This window comes from Burkholderiales bacterium (genome assembly GCA_035560005.1).
GTDB lineage: Bacteria > Pseudomonadota > Gammaproteobacteria > Burkholderiales > Eutrophovitaceae > DASRFY01.
In genome coordinates, this window is record DATMAN010000101.1 from 1 (window position 1) to 19,996 (window position 19,996).

A 19,996-nucleotide genomic window follows, 5' to 3' on the forward strand; every position below is an offset into this window, starting at 1 on the left:
CGCATTGCGGCGGGTAGGAGCATGGGCTATCGTAGCCGCGGCCTGGACGGGCCGCCCGTTTCCGCTCTGTAAGGAGGCGCCATGGGAGTAGGCACCATCGTGGTTCTGGCACTCGTCGCCGCGGCAGCCGTGTGGGCGATCCTGATGTACAACAATCTCGTCACGCTCAAGCACAACGTCTCGAAAGCGTGGTCGAACATCGACGTGCTGCTCAAACAGCGGCACGACGAGCTGCCGAAGCTCGTCGAGACCTGCAAGCAGTACCGGCAGTTCGAGCAGGAGACCCTGCAGCGCGTCACCGAGGCGCGGGCGCGGGTGCAGGAAGCGCGCATGAAGCACGACATCGCGGCCCTGGGACAGGCGGAGACCGCGCTGCGCGCCGGGCTGGGCAGCATCTTCGCCACGGTGGAAGCCTATCCCGAACTGAGGACGGCGGAGACCTTCCAGCACCTGCTCGCGCGCATCAGCGCGCTGGAGAACGCGATCGCCGACCGCCGCGAGTTCTACAACGAGAGCGTCAACATCAACAATGTGCGCATCGAGCAGTTCCCGGACTCCCTCGTCGCCGCGCTGTTCCGCTTCGGTCCTTTCGAGCTGCTGCAGTTCGCGAGCGCGGAGAAGAAGGACGTGGATGTGAAGAAACTGTTCGCGTCCTGAACGTCGAGGCGGGAGCACCGCGAGGGTGCGGCCTGCACCAAAGGATCCGACCATGAGTGACGGAAGGCAGTCCGCTGTCCGTCATCCCGGTCGGCTTCTCGTCAGCCCGTGCTTTGCAGTCCGTCTTGTTTCAGTCCGCACTGCCGACTGAAAACAGATGTCCGGCTTGCTTCGCCTGCGCCTCGTCGAACCGCTGCTGCTCGGCGGGTACTTCCTGCTGCTGGCCATTGGCGCCCGGCTCGAGTCGCGGGAAGGATGGATGGGAACCCTGGGCGTCATCGCGGTGCTGGCGTTCCTGGCCTGGACGCTGAGTTTCAAGCGCATGCTCGCCATCACCGACACGCCGACCTCCAGGATCGCCTCGGCGGCGCAGGGTTACGTGGAGCTGACGGGCCGCGGCTTCAACCACCCGAGCGCGCCGGTCCTGAGCAAGCTCACCGGGCTGCCCTGCCTGTGGTACCGCTACAAGGTCGAGCGACGCACGAGCAACAACAAGTGGGAGCACGTCGCAAGCGGCGTGAGCACCGAGAGCTTTCTGCTGGATGACGGCACGGCACGCTGCCTGGTCGACCCGGAGTTCGCGGAGGTCGTCCCCAGAAACAAGGACACCTGGATCAAGGACGGTTACCGCTACACCGAGTGGCTGATCCTGCCGCAGGAAAAGATCTACGCGATCGGGCAGTTCTCCACGGTCGGTGGAGCCAACAGCAGTCTGGACTTCAATCGGGATGTCTCGGAGCTGCTCGCGCACTGGAAGCAGGACAAGGCAGCCTTGGTCAGGCGCTTCGACCTGAACCGCGACGGCGTCATCGGCGAGGAGGAATGGATGCTGGCGCGGCAGCAGGCACGCAGAGAAGTGCGCAAACGGCACCGGCAGATCCTGAGCGAGTCGGGCACCCATGTACTGCACAAGCCGGCCGACGGCCGACCGTTCTTGATCTCGAATCTGGACCCCGCAAGGCTGGCGCGCCGCTATCGCGTGTGGACGGGCGTTCATCTGGCCGCCTTCGTGGGAGCGGCGGGCGCGGCGTCGTGGCTGATCCTGGGCTAGCTGGGCGCAGCCAACCCGGGTAACGGCTGCCGCGTTTCAAGGGCCGGGAACGGACGCATCGGCACTCGGTGTACTTTTCTCACTGGGAAGCTGCTCTTGCGCTCAGCATCGCCGCGATCTCAGCATGGCCCGCTTCCGCGGCGATCTGGGCGGCGGTCTTTCCGCGGTTGTCCTTCAGCGCGGGGTCCGCGCCGCGCGCGAGCAGCAGTCGCACCGCGTCCTTCTGGCCCTGCCCGGCCGCCCACATCAGCGCGGTGAGATCGTTGTGATAGCGCTTGTTGGCCTCGATACCCAGGTCGAGAAGCGCCTCCACGATGGCCGTGTGCCCGCCACCCGCAGCGTAGATCATGGCCGTCTTGAAGACCTGGTCCTCGACCGCCGGATCGGCACCCGCCGCGAGCAGCGCGCGCAGCATCGCCAGATTGCCGTTATAGGCGGCGGCCATGAGCGGAGTGACCTTGTCGAGGTTGGCCTGGTTCACATCGGCGCCCCTGGCGATCAGAAATTCGACCATCGCCAGGTTGTTGCGCTTCGCGAACATCATGAGAACCGTGTCGCCGGCACGATTGCGCGCGTTGATCGCCGCGCCATGATCCAGCGCCTGGCGCACGGCGCCTTCGTCTGCCTTGCGCGCCGCAGCAAGGAGCTGGGCGTTCAGGCCCAGATGAGCGGCGTCCTGGCTTCTGGCCGGAACCATGAGAACCAGGAGCGCCAGCGCGGCGACCGTCGGACGGACCTTCCTCATTTTCCTGCAACCCGCAAGCCGTTTTCACCTTGTGAACCGGGAAATTGTCATCTATAGTCCCGCCGTCCGCAAATCGCCGTGCCGCCCGAAGCACCGACGGTCACGGCAAGATCGGGGACGTCAAGAACAATCTTTCGGGGGATATCTCTATGAAGCTCCATACCAGACTGAAGCTGCTGTGTGCAGCCCTGCTGTTCGCGGGCGGCACCAGCCTCGGACTCGCGGCCGAAGTCACGGGCGGCGCGACGACGGTCGCCAAACCGATGTCGGCCAAGCTCGGCGCCGTGACGCAGGCGAGACTGAACAAGGCGCACGCCGACAGGCAGAATTGGCTGCACGTCAACGGCGGTTACGCCCAGACCCGCTACTACCCCGGTACGCAGATCAATACCGGCAACGTGGCCAAGCTGCGGCCCGCGTTCGTGTTCCAGACCGCGGTGCTGGAGTCGATGGAAACCGCGCCGCTGGTGGTCGACGGCGTGATGTTCCTCACCACCTCCTACAACCACGTATACGCGATCGACGCGGTGACCGGCGAGGAGTACTGGCACTACAAGCACGACATGGGTCCGATCACCGTCTACTGCTGCGGTCCGAACAACCGCGGCGTGGCGGCGCTCGACGGCATGGTTTACATGGGCACGCTGGACGCACGCCTGGTCGCGCTCGACGCCAAGACCGGCAAGAAGGTCTGGGACGTGCAGATCGCCGATCCCGAGAAGGGCTACTCGGAAACCATGGCTCCGATCGCGGTGGACGGCAAGGTGATCATCGGGACGAACGGCGGCGAGTACGGCATCCGCGGTTTCGTGAAGGCGTTCGACGCCAAGACCGGCAAGCTGCTGTGGACCTTCTACACGATTCCCGAAAAGGGCCATGAGGGCGTATGGGCCACGCACGACGCGACCGGTCGCAACATGCATCGCGACATCGCGGCCGAGAAGCGCATGCTGCAGGAGCGCGGCGGCGACTTCTACCAGACGCTCGGTGGCGGCGTGTGGATGACCCCGGCGATCGACCTCGAAACCCGCACGGTGTTCTTCGTGGTCGGCAATCCCTCGCCGGACCTCTACGGCGACATCCGGCCGGGAGACAACCTCTACACCAACTCCATGGTGGCGGTGGACCTGGACAAGGGCACTTACAAGTGGCACTTCCAGTACATCGCGCACGACGTGTGGGACCTGGACGCGGTGAGCCCGGTCATTCTGACCGAAGCCAAGGGCAAGGACGGCAAGATGCGCAAGGTCGCCATCCACGGCGGCAAGACCGGCTACATCTATGTCCATGACCGCGAGACCGGCGAGCTGATCCGCTTCTCCGAGCCGATGGTTCCCCAGGACGGCCGCTGGACGCTGCCGACGCCGGAAGGCGCACGCATGCTGCCCGGGGCCAACGGAGGCGTGGAATGGAACCCCAAGGCGATCAATCCGAAACTGCGCCTGGTCTATGCCGCGAACCTGCACCAGCCGATGACCTACCATGTCGAGCCGGCCGAGTATCCCGGTGGCGACAAGCTGTGGCTGGGCGGCGCATTCAAGGTCATCCCCGGCGAAAAGCAGTGGGGCCGTCTGGCGGCGGTCAACATCGATACCGGCAAGATGGTCTGGAAAGCCGACACCGAGCAGCCGCTCATGGGCGGCGTGCTGGCCACCGCAGGCGACCTCGTGTTCACCGGTGAAGGCAATGGCTGGTTCAACGCCTACGACGCCAAGAGCGGCAAGAAGCTCTGGTCGTTCAACTGCGGCGCCGGGGTAAACGCCCCGCCCGTGGCCTATGAAGTCAACGGCAAGCAGTACATTGCGGTCGCGGCGGGCGGCAACACCCAGCTCGACTTCAAGCGCGGCAACAGCGTGTTCGTGTTCTCGCTGCCGTAAACTTTTTCGGCGGACGGCCGTTCTATAGACAGTACCGGGGCCGCCTTCGGGCGGCCCTTGTTTTGTAAGCCTCCTTGAACGGCGCGGGGAAAACGATGTCCCGCGCCTTCCACGGAGAGGCGGATGGATTTCTTCCCTCGTCTGCGGCAGGGGCGAAGACGAGGGTGAATGACTCCCACTGGATGAGAAGAGACATGACCAAATTCATCGTATGCGCGGGGCTGCTCCTCGCCATGCCTTTCGGGGCTGCGGCTCAGGACGCCGTTGCCGGTCAACAGAAGGCTCAGGTCTGCGCCGCCTGCCACGGCGCGGACGGCAACTCCACGATCCCGCAGAACCCGATCCTCGCGGGACAGACCGCGCGCTATCTGTATCTGCAGATCCGTGATTTCAAGGAAGGGCGGCGCAAGGATCCCGCGATGTCTGCGGTGGTCGCGAACCTTTCACGCGAGGACATGCTGGACATCGCGGCCTACTACGCCGCGCAGAAGCCCAACGGACAGAACAGCAAAGGCCCCCAGGCACTGGCGGCCAAAGGCAAGCAGGTGGCCGATGCCGCGTTGTGCACGATGTGCCACCTCGGCGGTTTTTCGGGGCAGAACGAAGTGCCGCGCGCCGCCGGCCAGCACTACGAATACATCAGGAAGCAGCTGCTCGACTTCAAAAACCGGAACCGCACCAACGACGCCGGCAACATGACGGCGGTGATGCGCACCATCTCCGATGAGGAAATCGACGCCCTGGCGGCGTATATCGCATCCTTGCGCTGAGGCCGTGACTGCCGCGACCGCCGCACGGCAGTGCCCCGTCTGTGCGTCGTCGCGATAATCACGCCGTCACCTCATGCGCGAACACACCCTTGCCTGCCTCGGTCCCCACGGATTCCACCGTCTGCACTACTACGAATGGGGCGAACCGGCCAACGCGCGCGTGCTGATCTGCGTGCACGGGCTCACCCGCAACGGGCGCGATTTCGACGCGCTCGCCAAAGTCTTGTCGAAGGACTACCGAGTGCTGTGCCCCGATATGCCGGGTCGCGGCAAGAGCGAGTGGCTGACGCACAAGGAGGATTACGCCTATCCGGTGTACTGCGCGGACATGGCAGCGCTCATCGCGCGCAGCGGCGCCGCAACGGTGGACTGGGTGGGCACCTCGATGGGTGGCATCGTCGGCATGTTGCTCGCGGCGCAGGCCGGCAGCCCGATCCGCAAACTGGTAATGAACGACGTCGGCGCGCGCATTCCGGCCACCGCGCTCGGCCGGCTCAAGACCTACGTCGGGAAGGACCCGACATTCGGCAGCCTGGAGGAAGCCGAGGCCTACCTTCGTTTCGTCTCGGCCCCTTTCGGTTCGCTCACCGACGCGCAATGGCGGCATCTGTCCGAGATGTCGTTCCGTCTGCGCGATGACGGGACATGGGGTCTGGTCTACGATCCGGCCATCGCCAACGCCTTTGCCGGCCCGCCGGCCGACGTGGATCTGTGGACGTTCTGGGACCTGGTTCGCTGTCCCACGCTGGTTCTGCGCGGCGCGGAGTCGGACCTGCTGCCGCACGAGACCGCGCTGGAGATGATGCGCCGCGGGCCGAAGGCGAAGCTCGTCGAGTTTCCGGGCATCGGCCATGCTCCGATGCTCATGGCCGAAGATCAGATCGCCGTCGTGCGGGATTTTCTGCTCACTGATTGAGCCGTCGCATCGACCGACGCCGTGGTTGAAGTTTTCCTTTCGGAGGAATGAATGGAGCTGCGCAATTTCAAACGACCGGATGCGAAGCTGGTCGAGCAGTACCGGGAGGTCGCGAAGTGCTACAGCGCTTCGTGCGTGTTCGCCGACGTGCAGCGGCGCGGCGGCGTCATGCATTCCTCGATCAAGCCGATCTTCAAGGGCAAGTGCGTCGGACCGGCGCTGACCGTCAAGCTCTCCCCCGGCGATCTGCAGGACCCGCTGGCGGCGCTGCACGTGGCCCAGGCGGGAGACGTCGTCGTCGTGGATGCCGGCGCGGAAACGGAGACTTCGGTGTTCGGCGGCCTGATGGGCAGCCTGTTCAAGAACCGCGGCGTGCAGGGTGCGATCATCGACGGGGCGTGCCGCGACATCGATGAACTGACGGACCTGAAGTTCATCCTGTTTTCGCGCGCGGTGACCGCCCGCGGCACGCACACGATGTTCTCCGGACGCAAGGATGGCGTCGAGCTGAACGTGCCGATCGTGTGTGGCGGGGTGGTGGTGAATCCCGGCGACATGATCGTCGCCGACGAGATCGGCGTGACGGTGGTGCCGGCTGCGGGACTGACCGAGGTCCTGGAGGCTGCGCGCGAGCAGGCGCGGCGCGAAGAAGCCACGCGCAAGCGCATCGCGGAGGGAAGGACGTTCGAGGAACTGCTGGCGGAATTCGGAAGAATCTGACGTCTCGAATGCTGGCCGTTGACTGGGGCACTTCCTCCCTGCGTTGCTACCGGCTCGACGGTGCCGGCAGGATCCTGGAGCAGCGCTCTTCCGCGAAAGGGATCCTTGCCGTGGAAGGCGGGCGCTTCGCGCAGGCGCTGGAGTCGGAAGCCGGAGACTGGATCGCCGCCGGGGAAGCGCCCATCGTGATGAGCGGGATGATCGGCAGCCGGCAAGGATGGCTGGAAGCGCCTTACGCCGAGTGCCCTGCGGGCCTGGCCGAAATCGCCGGCGCGCTCGAGGAAGTGCGCTGGAAGACTCACCGCGCCTGGATCGCACCGGGACTGACCTGTCGCGACGAGTCCGGCGTGCGCGACGTCATGCGAGGCGAAGAAACGCAGATCCTCGGCGTAATCGACGAACTGGGCGCCGGCGAGCACCGCATCTGCCTGCCGGGCACGCACAGCAAGTGGGCGCTGGTGCGCGACGGGCGCATCGAGCGCTTCGCAACGCACATGACCGGCGAGGTGTTCGCGGTACTGAAAGCGCACAGCATTCTCGGGCGCATGATGAGCGGAGAGCGGTCCGACGAAGCGGCTTTTCTGGAGGGTGTGGCGCGGGCGGGCACACCGGGCGGCCTGCTGCATCACCTGTTCGGCGTCCGGGCACGCGGCCTGTTCGGCGAGATTGGCGACGAAAGCTCGGCATCGTATCTCTCCGGCATATTGATCGGCCATGAGCTGCGCAGCGCTGTCCGCGAGGCAAGCCGGTTCTACCTGCTGTGCGCGCCGCAGCTTGCCGCGCTCTACAGGACGGCCGCGCGCACGATCGGGGCCGAGGCGCTGGCGCTGGATCCGGATGCGGTGGTGAAGGGATTGTTCAAACTGGCGAGGATGAAGGGTGAACGATAAACGACGGCGGATTCAGCGCTCGGCAGGTAGCGGGTCCGCTCTGCCTCCGTGTATTCTGCTGCGTTGAGTGTTCGATGCCGTTCTTGACCGGCTTTCTGATCCCTCGGCCCTCACTTGGTCGCCAAACCCTTCTCCGCCTGGCTCGAGCGCTTCCCGCTGGTGGCGATCCTGCGCGGGATCCGGCCGGTGGAGGTGCTCGAGGTGGGCGAGGCGCTGGCCGACGCCGGCTTCTGCATCATCGAGGTCCCGCTCAACTCGCCGGAACCCTACGCCAGCATCGTCAAGCTCTCGAAGCGGTTCGGCGCACGCCTGCTGGTCGGCGCGGGCACCGTCACCGACTGGACACAGGTTTCGCGGGTGGCGGACGCCGGCGGCGCGATCGTGGTCATGCCACATGCCGACGAGCGCATCGTCGAGGCGGCCAAGCGGCGCGGCCTCTTCGCGCTGCCGGGCTTCGCCACCCCGACCGAGGCGTTTCGCATGATCGACGCGGGTGCCGATGCCCTGAAGCTGTTTCCCGCCGAGGCGAATCCGCCCAGGGTCCTGAAGGCGCTGCGCGCGGTCCTGCCGCGCGAGGTTCCGGTGCTGCCCGTGGGCGGGATCACGCCGGCCAGCCTGCGCGAATACCGGGACGCCGGCGCGGACGGATTCGGCCTGGGCTCGGCACTGTACAAGGCGGGCGCGAGCCTTGCCGAGGTTGCGCAGGCGGCGGAGGCGTTTCGGCGAGCATGGGAGGCATTGCCGAAGAAGTCGTGACGGACAAACCGCGACGATCGCGACTGCGTGGGAGCCGCGACGCGGCGAGCTCGGGCTTCCCGACGACAGTCAGGTCGTCACGGCCGCTCGTAGACGATCTTGATGTGCAGATGGTGACTCGGATCGAGATTGTCCTCGTCCAGCGGTCTCGCCACGGTGATGGGCTTGAGCGGCCTGGCGAGGATCTCGCGCACGAAGTTCGGCAGCGCGAACACGCCCCGATGGGTGGCGCCGTTGTAGAACTGCAGGTCGCGCAACCCCCGCTCGCGGATTCGCCGCTCGACCTCCTCCTCTGACAGCGCGAGCGGGTCGGTCTCGTCGGAAGCCGCCGCCATTCCCCACCATGTGCCGTAGAGCGGGACGTACACCAGGTAGGGCCGCACGATCCTGAACGCCTCACGCAGCGAGCTGATGACCCGGTGATAGACGTTGGGGCGCGTCACGGGCGAGCCCAGGTGCATCGAGAACACGCCCCGCGGGCCGAGGATGCGGCGGCACTCGCGCAGGAACTCCACGCGATACAGCGGTTCGGCCGGCCCGAACGGGTCGGTCAGGTCGAGCATCATCAGGTCGAACTGGTCGCGGCATTGCTCGACGTAGGCCTTGCCGTCGGTGATGAGCACCTTGAGGCGCGGATCGTCGAAGGCGCCCCGGTGCACCCTGGGCAGATGCTCCCTGCAGAACTTGACCACGACCTCGTCGATCTCGGCCATGACCACTTCGCGCATCGACTTGTACTTCAGATACTCCTCGGCCGCACCGCCGTCGCCTCCGCCGATGATGAGGGCGCGCTGCGGCCCCGGGTGCGCGATGCCTCCCGGGTGGATCATGTTCTCGTGGTAATAGAACTCGTCCGCATCGGAGGTCATGAAGTAGTCGTCGATGCGCAGCGCGCGCCCGAACTTCACCGTTTCCAGGACCTCGATGTCCTGGTACGGTGACTTGACGTGCGCAAGGCGGCGCGTGGCCCGGACCCAGAATCCGAAGCCTTCGTTCAGCTGCTCGATCGGAAAGAGGTCCGTGTCCTTGGGCGCCGCCATCCCTACAGCCTCTCGACCGAGTGCACGTTCTCGTGCGCCGGCTTGAAGGTGTCGAGCAGCGACTGGTAGAGCTTGCGCGCCTTGGGCCGGTTGTCCTGGGTGTAGGAGCACACGTAGACGTCGACCGTCACGTAGCGCTTCTCCGGCCAGGTGTGGATCGACATGTGCGACTCGGCGAGCACGATCATGCCCGTCACGCCCCCGCCACCGCCGAACTGGTGAAAGTAGTGACCGACCGCCGAGAGCCCGGCGTCGTGCACCAGCTTCAGGCAGTGATCCACGAGCAGTGGGGAGTCTACGAGAAAGCGATCTCCGCACGCGCAGTCGTAAAGATCGCCCATGATGTGGAGACCCGGGGTCTCCTTGACCTTCTGAAGCGTCTCCGCCTTTTGGACCGGAAGAACCTGCTTCAGCTTGAGATTACGCATCTCACATACCCTCCGTAATGTGGCGCCCACTTGCAGGGGACCACCTTGCGTCGAGAACGCGTACACCCAAACCAACCGATTCCCGCCGAACCACCCTTCGAAGGAAGTCCGACTTTCTCAAGGTCGGAGTTCGCTCGCTGCCGTGAGTCCAGCGACCCAGCGACCGGACGGAGACTTCGCTCGCTTACCGGCCATTTCTTTGAGCGCGCACTATACGGCCTCGCGCGAGATTTTCAAGTGTTTTTTCCGGTCTTGTGGAGGATTCGCCCGGCTTTCGGCCGTCGCGCGCGCTCACGCTTGCTCGCCGGCGGCGAGCAGACGCGCCAGAGTCTCGTCGGCCGGACGCGCCAGGAGATCCACGCCGAGCCGGGCGAAGGTCACTGCAGCGGCCAGCGCGCGCCGGTCTGCGCCGTGATCCAGGGACCACTGCGCCTGGCGCGCGAGCAGCAGCAACGCAGCCGCGCGCCCCAGCGTAAGGGCAAAGCGGCGCGCGCCCGCCTCCTGCGCCCAGCCGCTGGTGGAAGCCAGCCAGGTTCCGGCCGAGCCGAGCGCACCCTGCGCCACCCGGGCGCAATCGGCGAGCTGTGGCTCGCGCGCGGCGGAAGCCAGTGCCTGCGCCTCGACTTCCAGCGCGGCCAGTGCCTTTCCCCCGCTCACGGCGCGCAACGCATCGAGCGCCAGCACGTTCGTGGTGCCCTCCCAGATCGGGAACACCTGGGCGTCACGCAGCAGCACGGGTATGCCGGTGTCCTCGACGTAGCCGGCTCCGCCGAAGGATTCCACGACCTCCGAGAGCACGGCCACCGACTGCTTGGCGGTCAGCAGCTTGGCGAGCGGGGTGAGCAGCCGCAGCAGGTCGCGCTGGGCTTCGTCGGCCTCGCCGGCCTCTTCGCGCCCGAGCAACTCGACCACGGCAAACGCGAGATGAAAGCCGGCCTCGAACTCGGCCTGCAGAGCCGCAAGCGTATCCACATGTAACGCCTTCTCCGAGAGTGGCGCACCGAAAGCGACCCGCTTGCGGGCGTAGTCGCGCGCCAGCGCCAAGCCGCGGCGCATGTACGATACGGCGCTCACCGCGTTCCAGGTGCGGGTCACGTTGAGCATCGGCGCAATCGCCCGCACCCCTTCGGAGAGGCCGGCCACGGGCTGTGCCGCGGTTCCTTCCAGCGTGAGTTCGGCGGTGGGGACCTTGCGCGTACCCAGCTTGTCCTTCAGGCGATGCACGATCAGGTTGTTGGGTCGCCCGTCGGGATGCCGCGTCTCGAGATAGAACAGCGCCAGCCCCTTTCCGCCGGGCGGGTTGCCTTCCGGTCGCGCCAGCGTCAGCGCCATCTGCGCGCCGATCGCGGAGGTGAACCACTTCCGTCCGTACAGCGCCCAGTGCCCGTCGACCCGGCGTGCGACCGTCTCGGACAGACCGACGTCGGAACCGCCGGTCGACTCGGTCATCCACTGTCCGCTGGTCCAGAACAGATTCGGGTCGCGGCTGGTGAGCCTGGGCAGCGCCCTGGCGGCGAGCGCGGCGTTGCCCGAACCGCCGAGCACCTTGGCTGCGCCGTCCGTCATGGCGAGCGGACAGGAATACAGGTCCGTGGAAGGCGTGAACAGGTAAACCAGCGCGAACTGGTGGATGCGGGAGAAGCGGCCGTGCCGGCGCTCGTAGGCGCTGGCCACGAGCCCATGCTGGGCAGCCAGCCGCTCCGCGAGCCGCCAGAGCGGCGACAGCTCGATCCGATCGACGCGGTTGCCCCAGGCGTCCCAGGGCGTATGGCGCGGCTCATTCAACCTGTCGGCAAGCTGCATGCGGTACAGCTCGCGGCCTGCCAGCTCGCCCATCTCGCCGAGTTCAGGCTCGATCGCCCTCAGCACCTCCGCCGGCAGCGCGCGGGCGAGATAGCCGCGCAGCACCGGATCGGAGAGGTATTGGTTCGAGAGGTCGGGTGGAGATTGGGTGAACGGAAGCAACGGTCGCGCGCCCGGTCGATCTCAACCCGCTTCTCTCGGCTGGATGCCGCCCATGCAGAGATACTTGATCTCGAGAAACTCCTCGATGCCGTACCTGGAGCCTTCGCGGCCGATGCCGGACTGCTTCACGCCTCCGAAGGGCGCGACTTCATTGGAGATGAGTCCGGTGTTGATGCCGACCATGCCGGATTCGAGCCCCTCGCCGACGCGCCAGATGCGACCGATGTCGCGCGCGTAGAAGTAGGAGGCGAGCCCGAATTCGGTGTCGTTGGCCATGGCGATGCCCTCGGCTTCGGTCTTGAAGCGGAACAGCGGCGCCACCGGGCCGAAGGTCTCCTCCGTCATGACCTTCATTGCAGGGGTCACCTCGGTGAGCAGCGTAGGCTCGAAGAACAGCCCGCCGAGCTTGTGCTTCTTCCCGCCGACGATGACTTTGGCGCCCTTGGCGACGGCGTCGGAGATGTGCTCTTCGACCTTGGCCACCGCGTTCTCGTCGATCAGCGGACCGATGTTCACGCCGGCTTCGGTACCCGGGCCCACCTTCAGCGCCTTGATTCTCTCGGCCAGCTTGCCGGCGAAGGCGTCGTAGACGCCCTCCTGCACGAAGATGCGGTTGGCGCACACGCAGGTCTGGCCGGCGTTGCGGTACTTGGAGATCATCGCCCCCTCGACTGCCGCGTCGAGGTCCGCATCGTCGAATACCAGGAAGGGCGCGTTGCCGCCCAGCTCGAGCGAGATTTTCTTGATGGTGGCCGCGCTCTGCGCCATCAGGGTGCGGCCGACCTCGGTCGAACCGGTGAAGCTGATCTTGGCGACCTTGGGGTTGGCGGTCAGCTCGCCGCCGATGTCTCTCGCCCCGCCCGTGATCACGTTGAGCACGCCCCTCGGGATCCCGGCGCGCTCGGCCAGTTCGGCCAGCGCGAGCGCCGAGAACGGCGTCTGGGTGGCCGGCTTGATGACCACCGTGCAGCCGGCGGCGAGCGCCGGCGCGGCTTTGCGCGTGATCATGGCGGCGGGGAAGTTCCACGGCGTGATCAGGCCGCAGACGCCCACTGGCTGCTTGATCACGACCAGCCGCCGGTCCGCCCATGGGCTGGGAATCAGGTCGCCGTAGACACGCTTGGCTTCCTCGGAAAACCATTCGATGAACGAGGCAGCGTAGGCGATCTCGCCTTTGGCCTCGGGCAGGGGCTTGCCCTGCTCCGTGGTCATGATGAGGCCGAGGTCGTCCTGGTTGGCCATCATCAGCTCGAACCACTTGCGCAGAAGCGCCGCGCGTTCCTTGGCGAGCTTCGCGCGCCACGCGGGCAGCGCCGCGGCCGCGGCATCGACCGCGCGCCGGGTTTCCGCCGCGCCCATCTTCGGGATCGCGCCGATCACCGCCCCGGTGGCCGGATTGAGCACGTCCACGGTCGCCTTCGAATCGGCGTCGACCCAACGGCCGTCGACGTAGCACCGGGTACGGAACAGGTTCGGGTCCTTCAGTTGCGGTACGAAACTGGCGTCCAGAGGAGCGTTCATGGCGTTTCTCCGTCGATCTGCTGCTGGGACATCGCAACGATTATAGGCCGGGACGAAGGAGAGGCTGAGTCGGCGCGTACCGGGGCGCGGGAACCCCCGAAGGCGGATTCGCATCTTTCTTAATATTGCCGAGAGTTCCGGGCCGGCGGGTTAGGATATCCGCGCGCGGTCGATTACAACTGGAGGGTCCCCATGAAAGTCTCCAAACTCCGGTCTTGGTCGCTCGCCGCCGCGCTGTGCGCAGTGGTGGCGGCAGCGTGGGCGCACGAAGACGACGATGCACCGCAAGGCAGACCGCCCGAGAAGCTCGGCAAGGTCGAATTCCCTGTTTCCTGCAACGCCGCGGCGCAGAAGGAATTCAACCGGGCGATGGCGCTGTTCCACTCGTTCTGGTTCGATCCGGCCAAGAAGTCCTTCGGCAAGGTACTGGAGCACGATCCGAAGTGCGGCATGGCGCATTGGGGAATCGCCTTCATGTCGATGGGCAACCCGTTCGCCTGGCCGGCCAACCCGAACGCGATGAAGACCGCCGCAGCAGCCGCCGCCGAGGCGCGCCGCGTCGGTGCCGCGACGGCGCGAGAGCGCGATTACATCGAAGCGATGGCCGTCTTCTTCAAGGACTGGGACAGTGTCGAACACCGGACCCGCGTGGTGGCCTGGGAGAAGGCGATGGAGGCAGTGGCGCAACGCTATCCCGACGACATCGAGGCGAAGGTCCTTTATGCGCTGCTGCTCAACGCGACCGCCTTGCCCACGGACAAGACCTTCGCCAACCAGCTCAAGGCGGCGGAGATTCTCGAGCCGCTGTTCAGCCGGTATCCCGATCATCCGGGAATCCCGCACTACCTGATCCACACCTACGACTACGCCGAGCTGGCTCAGAGAGGCCTGCCGGCGGCTCGCGTCTACGCCGGGATCGCCCCGTCGGTGCCGCACGCGCTGCACATGCCGTCGCACATCTTCTCCCGGGTCGGACTGTGGCAAGAGATGGTGGAGGGCAACCGCGCCTCCTACCGTGCGGCGATGAACGAGCTGACCGAGAAGACGCTGGGCATCGGCGCCTACGATGCGCTGCATGCCATGGACTACATGGTCTTCGGCCATCTCCAACTGGCGCAGGACAAGGCGGCGCAGAAGCTGGCCGACGAAGTCGCCTCGATACGCAAAGTGAACGTCGAGAACTTCGTCGCGGCGTACGCCTTTGCCTCGATCCCCTCGCGCATCGCGCTGGAACACAACGACTGGGAAAGGGCGGCAGCGCTCGAACTGTCTCCGCCCGACCTCGCCTGGAACAAGTTCCCGCAGGCTGAGGCGATCCTGGTCTTCGCCCGAGGCCTGGGCGCGGCGCGAAGCGGCAAGCTCGAAGCGGCTCGCCGCGACGCGCAGCGGCTCGAAGCGCTGAAAGAAGCCATGACCGCGGCGAAGCTGGGCTACTGGGCCGGGCAGGCGGACTTCCAGATCAAGACGGTGAATGCATGGATCGCCTTCGCGGAGAAGCGCACCGATGAGGCCTTGCGGTTGATGCGGGCCGCCGCCCAGACCGAGGAAGCGAGCGACAAGCACCCGGTGACCCCGGGCAATATCGTGCCATCGCGCGAGCTGCTGGCGGAAATGCTGATGGCGCTGGACCAGCCGGCGCAGGCGCTCGCCGAGTACGAGCGCTCGCTCAAGCGCGATCCGAACCGCTTCCGGGCCATCTACGGCGCCGGCCGCGCGGCCGAGGCGGCGGGCAGGATCGATCTCGCGCGCAGCTACTACCGGCAGCTTCGCGAACTGACCGCCACGCGCGACAGCGAGCGACCCGAGATCACCTACGCCTCGGCATTTCTGGCGCAGAACTGAACCGGTCTTTCCGCCGTTTCACTCGCTGCGCAGGACGCGCATCACGCGATGCCCGCGCCGCAACGAGCTGCTGTGCAGCGTGTCAAGTGGTTCGCGCTTCGCTGTGAAGATCAGAAAGTTCCCGGATAGGCGCCGCCGTCGATCAGGAAGTTCATGCCGGTGACGTAGCCGGCCTGCACGGAGCACAGGAACGCACAGGCGGCGCCGAACTCCTCGATCGTACCGAAGCGTCCTGCGGGAATCGCCCTGCGGCGCGCCTCGTGGACTTCCTCGAAGGTCTTGCCCTGCATCCTCGCCGCGGCCTGGCTGCGTTTGGCGAGCGTTTCGGTGTCGAACTGCCCGGGCAGCAGATTGTTGATCGTGACGTTGCGCGCGACCGTCTTGCGCGCCACGCCGGCGACGAAGCCGGTGAGTCCGGAGCGCGCGCCGTTGGACAGCGCGAGAATGTCGATCGGCGCCTTCACCGCCACGGAGGTGATGTTGACGATCCGGCCGAACCCGCGGGCCATCATGCCATCCACCGTGGCCTTGATCAGCTCGATGGGCGCCAGCATGTTGGCGTCGAGCGCCCTGATCCAGTCCTCGCGCGAGAACTCGCGGAAGTCTCCGGCGGGCGGCCCCCCGGCATTGTTGACCAGAATGTCGGGGTCGGGACACGCAGCCAGCGCGGCCTTGCGGCCCTCTTCCGAGACGATGTCGGCTGCCACAGTCGTCACTTTCACCCCGCTCGCCCTGCGGATTTCCTCCGCAGTGGCTTCCAGCGTCTCGCGGTTGCGCGCCACGATCGTCAGGTTCACACCTTCGCGCGCAAGCGCCAGCGCGCAGCCCTTGCCGAGACCTTTGCTCGCTGCGCAGACCAGCGCGGTCTTGCCCTTGATTCCCAGGTCCATCGCTGTCCCCGTGTCGTGTCCGTTTCGTCAAAAGCCGCTATGTTGGCGAAGGCGATTGCGCTTTGCAAACGGCAAGAACGTTCAAAGCCGAGGCGATGGCGGACGCTATAATCCGCCGCTTTCGACCCGCTGCGAGCTCCCGACAATGCCTCGCTCCTCTTTCTGGATCCTTGTCTGCGCGGCGGTATTGATGTGCGGCTGCGCGAGCGCCCCAGGGCGGCAGGATCCGCTGGAGCCGATGAACCGCAGGATCTACGCGTTCAACCATGCGGTCGACCGAGCGGTGCTCAGACCCGTGGCCAGAGGCTATGCCAAGGTCGTACCCGGTGTCGCACGGCGCGGGGTCACCAACTTCTTCCGCAACATCGGCATGATCGTCACGATCTTCAACGACGCGCTGCAGCTCAAGGGTGAGAAGGTGCCGGTCGACATGGCGCGCTTCGCCACCAATGCGGTCTTCGGCCTGGGGGGACTGATCGACGTCGCCACGGAACTCGACATCGAGTACCGCGACGAGGATTTCGGCCAGACGCTCGGCTACTGGGGCGTCGACAGCGGGCCCTACCTGGTGCTGCCGTTCTTGGGTCCGAGCAGCCTGCGCGATGGGCCCGCGCTCGCCGTGGACTATGTGGTGAGCCCCTTTCACTGGGGCTTGGAAGATCACCACGACGCGGGCTGGGCGCTTTTCGGATTGAATGCCGTCAATACGCGCGCCAACCTGCTGACGCTGGACAATGTCCTCGCGCAGCAGATCGACCCCTATGCCTTCCTGCGCGACACCTATCTGCAGCGACGCGAGTATCTGATCCACGACGGCAACCCGCCGAAGCCGCGGGCCGCGCCGGACGCGGCACGGCCGAAATCGCTGCGGGAAATCGAAGAAGAGGAATTCGGCGACGAGCCGGTGAGCGCCCCGGCGCAACAGTCACCCTGAGGGCTGCGGCACTCCAACCCGGAGGCGCAAGGAGAAACTCGACGCAAAGGCCGCGGTGGAAGTGCTTTGCGCGCTTCTGTGCGCCGTGGCGAAGCTCAGGGGCGGCGATCCGCCGGGCGCTCCGTTTCCCGATGGAGCGGCTTTTCAAGCCTCGCTTCCTCCGCTCGTTCCTCCTCTCGCGGGAAAGCGCGCGGCAAAAAGAAGTCCAGCGGCCGGGTGGTCAGCCGGCGCAGCAACCTCGCGCCGAGGACGCCCAGCTCTCGCCTGTCGAGATCGTAGGCGCGCGCCGCGGTATAGAGCGACAGCCCGAAACTCACCGACAAATTCAGAACGAACATCGTCCCCACCCCGGCCAGCGCCCAGAAGAACCAGCCGGTGGTGAACCAGCCGTCCAGGCCGGCGCAGGCGAAGGCCAGCATCCCGGAGGAGAGCGTGACGTGACGCACGTCGAGCGGCAGTCCGAGAAACTGGCCGAATACCGGCGTGAGCCCGAGCAGAAAACCGAGCGAGATGTTGGTGCCCCAGCCCGCCGCATTGCGCGACACGACGCCGGCGAGGCGCACCATGCGGCTGCGGCCGAGGCGCCGACCGAGCGCATGGTCGGCGATGGCCTGCGGCAGCCGGTGCCAGGCCGCCCAGTTGTCCAGCCAGCCGCCGATCATGGCCGCGGCATAGAGCAGCGCCCCGGTGAACGCGGCGTAGAACACCGTACCGCTGTCCACTGGTGAGAGCGTCTGGAATACATGGCGGGCAGCCTCGCCGTCGAGATAGTTCCGGCCCAGCGCCAGCCGCCAGAAGAAGTTGAACAGAAAGGCTCCGCCGAACACGACAGCGACATTGGCCACTGCGGCGGCGAACTGCGAGCAACAGATGCGCACGGTGTACTCGACCACGCGATCGAGGCGCTCGGTGCGGTCGCGTACTCGCAGCAGCGTCGCCAGCGCCGCTGCCGTCATCGCCGGCTGTTTGGTGGCGAGGATGAGATGGAAGTGGTGCAAGAGCATGAAGCTCAGCGCGTAGTTCAACCCCGCCGCGAGCCCCTCCACGAACAGGGGCAATCCGGCGTGGGTGACTTCGAGCTTGACCGCCGCGGTCGCCACGGTGAGCAGCCCGCCGCCCGCCGCCGCCAGCCAGATGTGCCGGTACTCGCGCAGGCTGCGCGCCACGTAGTGTTCGCCGGTCTTCCCGGAGCGCTCCACGATTTTGCGCTGGAGCATCTGCAGCGACTCGCGCAGCAGATGCCGCGGGCTGCGGTCCTGGTGCGCCAGCACCGTGAGCCTGACGAGCAGCCGGTGGATCGCTTGCGCGCGCGATTGCGGGTTGGCGGCCGACATGATCTCGACCATGACTTCCATGCGCTCGAGGCAGCGCTCGATGACATCGATGCCGTAGACTACGTCGACGCTCACGCCCTCGCCTTCGAGTCGCCGGCGGATCTCCTGCAGCTCGCTGCGGCATGCCTGCGCGGTCTGCCGCCAGCGCCGAAGGATCGCCCCGAAATCCGCGGTGCCGGCCTGCCAGGCCTGGACCAGCGTATCGGACGCCAGCGCCAGACGGTAGAACGGCGCCTCGCCGATGGATTTCGCGCGGCCGCGCTCGCGCAGCTTGCGCGAGAGCCCCTGTCCCTGGACCCGCACGGCCAGCAAGCGAAATCCTTCGGCGAACGCGGTCCTCAGAGGCTTCCAGCGCGCGGACTGGTCGGCCGGCACGACCAACTCGACGAGTCGTTCGAAGATCTCCGGCGGCAGGTGCTGCAAGCGCTCGACCGCCTTGCGGGTGCTGTACAGACGGGTGATGAGCCGCGAGAGGTCGAAGGTATCGGAGGGCTCGGGCAGCAGGCGGCGCAATATGCGGTCGGTGAGCTCGGCGATGAACCCCCGATCGCCCGGAATGCCGGTGTCGCCGAACAGGCCGACCGCCTCGGTTTCCCAGACGATCTCGGCGCACAGCTCCTGGAACGCGCGTCGCGCAGCCGGGGAGGCATTCAGCGCGTGCAGGGCAGCCAACAGCCGCGCCCGCCCAGCCAGCGGGTCCTCGGGATCGATATCCATCTCGCCTCGCCGGGTCCACTCGACCAGCTCGACCAGGGCATCGAGCCGGCGCTCCAGGGACGCGGCCAGAGCGATCGCCGACAGGCGATCGGCAAGCTGCGCAGCCAGTCCGTCGCCTCGCTCGGCGGGGGGAAAGCACTCGAGGACCTGGCTGCGGATTGTTTCCGGCGAGTGGTCGGCAAGCCCCATGGCGTCGGCCGACAAGCTACCACAACACACCGCGAAACCGGCTCGGAAATCCGTGGTTGAAGGTCTACAATAAGTTTATGAACGCGTCCGTGTCATCGATTCTCGGCGCCGTGCTGGGAGGACTACTCGTCCACCAGGGACCGGCTTCCGGCCAAGGCGAGTGGTACGAAGGCAAAGCCAGCGGCTTCTGGGGCCTGTCGCCCGACTCGCAGGTTTTCGAGGGCGCCATCAGCAAGTTCGGTCTGTCGGCTTTCGGCGGGCGCGTCGAAGAGCCGGCGATCGAAAAGCACTACAGCGGCTACCGCTTCACCGATCTGTTCACAATCGAGGGATCGAAAACCAGTCTGTCCCTGCCGCCGGGCGCTTGCGGCTATGACTCTCTGAGCAGCGACCTGGACGCCCCCTGCCACGGGGCAGCTTGGAGCCTGACCGGCGTGGCCACGCTCCAGGAAGGCCTTTCGCTTTACGGCCGGCTCGGCCTGCAATACTGGGAGAAGCAGCGCGGGGCCGACCTGCCTCTGTTGCGCAATGGCCAGCAGGACCTCGGCACGATGTACGGGGTGGGCATGAGCTACCAATTCAGGAAGGACTGGTATCTGCATTACGATCTGGAGCGCTATTCCGATGTCGCGCCGGGTCTGGGTCTGCGCCCGGGACGCGAGCTCGGCCTCTCCACGCGCATCCACTCGATCGGACTGTCGATCCGCTTCTGAGCCCAAGCGCGCAGCCCGGTTCGAGGCCCTGACGCGCCGCT

18 protein-coding genes are annotated in these 19,996 nt (G+C 66.3%); 11 read left to right on the forward strand and 7 right to left on the reverse strand.

The features are described from left to right. Positions 1–81 precede the first annotated feature (81 nt). Positions 82–657: a LemA family protein gene (locus VNM24_16055; GenBank protein HWQ40097.1), complete on the forward strand. Its 576-nt coding sequence runs from the start codon at positions 82–84 to the stop codon at positions 655–657. Positions 658–814: 157 nt separating this feature from the next. After that, positions 815–1,708, forward strand: a complete 894-nt coding sequence (locus VNM24_16060) for a hypothetical protein (protein ID HWQ40098.1) — start codon at positions 815–817, stop codon at positions 1,706–1,708. 79 nt (positions 1,709–1,787) lie between these two features. Here the strand turns inward: VNM24_16060 and VNM24_16065 are convergent, their stop codons facing one another. Next, positions 1,788–2,453 carry an ankyrin repeat domain-containing protein gene (locus VNM24_16065; protein ID HWQ40099.1) on the reverse strand — a complete coding sequence of 222 codons (666 nt, stop codon included), beginning with the start codon at positions 2,451–2,453 and terminating at the stop codon, positions 1,788–1,790. Positions 2,454–2,602: 149 nt separating this feature from the next. Here VNM24_16065 and VNM24_16070 point away from each other — a divergent pair, with 149 nt between their 5' ends. The 6 genes from VNM24_16070 (at position 2,603) to VNM24_16095 (ending at position 8,382) form a co-directional block, all read left to right on the forward strand. Further along, on the forward strand, positions 2,603–4,330 hold the full coding sequence (locus VNM24_16070) for a PQQ-dependent dehydrogenase, methanol/ethanol family (protein HWQ40100.1): 1,728 nt from the start codon (positions 2,603–2,605) through the stop codon (positions 4,328–4,330). Between the two features lie 194 nt (positions 4,331–4,524). After that, on the forward strand, positions 4,525–5,100 hold the full coding sequence (locus tag VNM24_16075) for a c-type cytochrome (GenBank protein ID HWQ40101.1): 576 nt from the start codon (positions 4,525–4,527) through the stop codon (positions 5,098–5,100). 73 nt (positions 5,101–5,173) lie between these two features. After that, complete coding sequence (locus VNM24_16080; GenBank protein HWQ40102.1) at positions 5,174–6,016, forward strand: alpha/beta hydrolase; 843 nt, start codon at positions 5,174–5,176, stop codon at positions 6,014–6,016. Positions 6,017–6,067: 51 nt separating this feature from the next. Then, positions 6,068–6,736: a 4-carboxy-4-hydroxy-2-oxoadipate aldolase/oxaloacetate decarboxylase gene (locus VNM24_16085; GenBank protein HWQ40103.1), complete on the forward strand. Its 669-nt coding sequence runs from the start codon at positions 6,068–6,070 to the stop codon at positions 6,734–6,736. An 8-nt stretch (positions 6,737–6,744) separates the two neighbouring features. Then, positions 6,745–7,626: a 2-dehydro-3-deoxygalactonokinase gene (locus tag VNM24_16090; GenBank protein HWQ40104.1), complete on the forward strand. Its 882-nt coding sequence runs from the start codon at positions 6,745–6,747 to the stop codon at positions 7,624–7,626. A gap of 114 nt (positions 7,627–7,740) precedes the next feature. Next, positions 7,741–8,382: a 2-dehydro-3-deoxy-6-phosphogalactonate aldolase gene (locus VNM24_16095; protein HWQ40105.1), complete on the forward strand. Its 642-nt coding sequence runs from the start codon at positions 7,741–7,743 to the stop codon at positions 8,380–8,382. 77 nt (positions 8,383–8,459) lie between these two features. Here the strand turns inward: VNM24_16095 and speE are convergent, their stop codons facing one another. The 4 genes from speE to gabD form a co-directional block, all read right to left on the reverse strand. Beyond that, positions 8,460–9,422 (reverse strand): polyamine aminopropyltransferase, encoded by a 963-nt coding sequence (gene speE / locus VNM24_16100; protein ID HWQ40106.1) that lies wholly within the window; start codon positions 9,420–9,422, stop codon positions 8,460–8,462. 2 nt (positions 9,423–9,424) lie between these two features. Then, positions 9,425–9,850, reverse strand: a complete 426-nt coding sequence (gene speD / locus VNM24_16105; protein HWQ40107.1) for an adenosylmethionine decarboxylase — start codon at positions 9,848–9,850, stop codon at positions 9,425–9,427. 291 nt (positions 9,851–10,141) lie between these two features. Further along, positions 10,142–11,815, reverse strand: a complete 1,674-nt coding sequence (locus VNM24_16110; protein HWQ40108.1) for an acyl-CoA dehydrogenase family protein — start codon at positions 11,813–11,815, stop codon at positions 10,142–10,144. A 21-nt stretch (positions 11,816–11,836) separates the two neighbouring features. Continuing rightward, on the reverse strand, positions 11,837–13,336 hold the full coding sequence (gabD, locus tag VNM24_16115; GenBank protein ID HWQ40109.1) for an NADP-dependent succinate-semialdehyde dehydrogenase: 1,500 nt from the start codon (positions 13,334–13,336) through the stop codon (positions 11,837–11,839). 192 nt (positions 13,337–13,528) lie between these two features. Here gabD and VNM24_16120 point away from each other — a divergent pair, with 192 nt between their 5' ends. Continuing rightward, a complete protein-coding gene (locus VNM24_16120; GenBank protein HWQ40110.1) occupies positions 13,529–15,178 on the forward strand; it encodes a hypothetical protein in 1,650 nt (549 codons plus the stop codon). Positions 15,179–15,288: 110 nt separating this feature from the next. Here the strand turns inward: VNM24_16120 and VNM24_16125 are convergent, their stop codons facing one another. Next, positions 15,289–16,068 carry an SDR family oxidoreductase gene (locus VNM24_16125; GenBank protein ID HWQ40111.1) on the reverse strand — a complete coding sequence of 260 codons (780 nt, stop codon included), beginning with the start codon at positions 16,066–16,068 and terminating at the stop codon, positions 15,289–15,291. A gap of 145 nt (positions 16,069–16,213) precedes the next feature. On the opposite strand from VNM24_16125, the gene VNM24_16130 reads away from it, so the two are divergent. Next, positions 16,214–17,002 carry a VacJ family lipoprotein gene (locus VNM24_16130; GenBank protein ID HWQ40112.1) on the forward strand — a complete coding sequence of 263 codons (789 nt, stop codon included), beginning with the start codon at positions 16,214–16,216 and terminating at the stop codon, positions 17,000–17,002. 95 nt (positions 17,003–17,097) lie between these two features. Here the strand turns inward: VNM24_16130 and VNM24_16135 are convergent, their stop codons facing one another. Then, positions 17,098–19,242 (reverse strand): hypothetical protein, encoded by a 2,145-nt coding sequence (locus tag VNM24_16135; GenBank protein HWQ40113.1) that lies wholly within the window; start codon positions 19,240–19,242, stop codon positions 17,098–17,100. 77 nt (positions 19,243–19,319) lie between these two features. Between VNM24_16135 and VNM24_16140 the strand changes: the two genes are divergently transcribed. Next, a complete protein-coding gene (locus VNM24_16140) occupies positions 19,320–19,955 on the forward strand; it encodes a hypothetical protein (GenBank protein ID HWQ40114.1) in 636 nt (211 codons plus the stop codon). Positions 19,956–19,996: the final 41 nt, after the last annotated feature.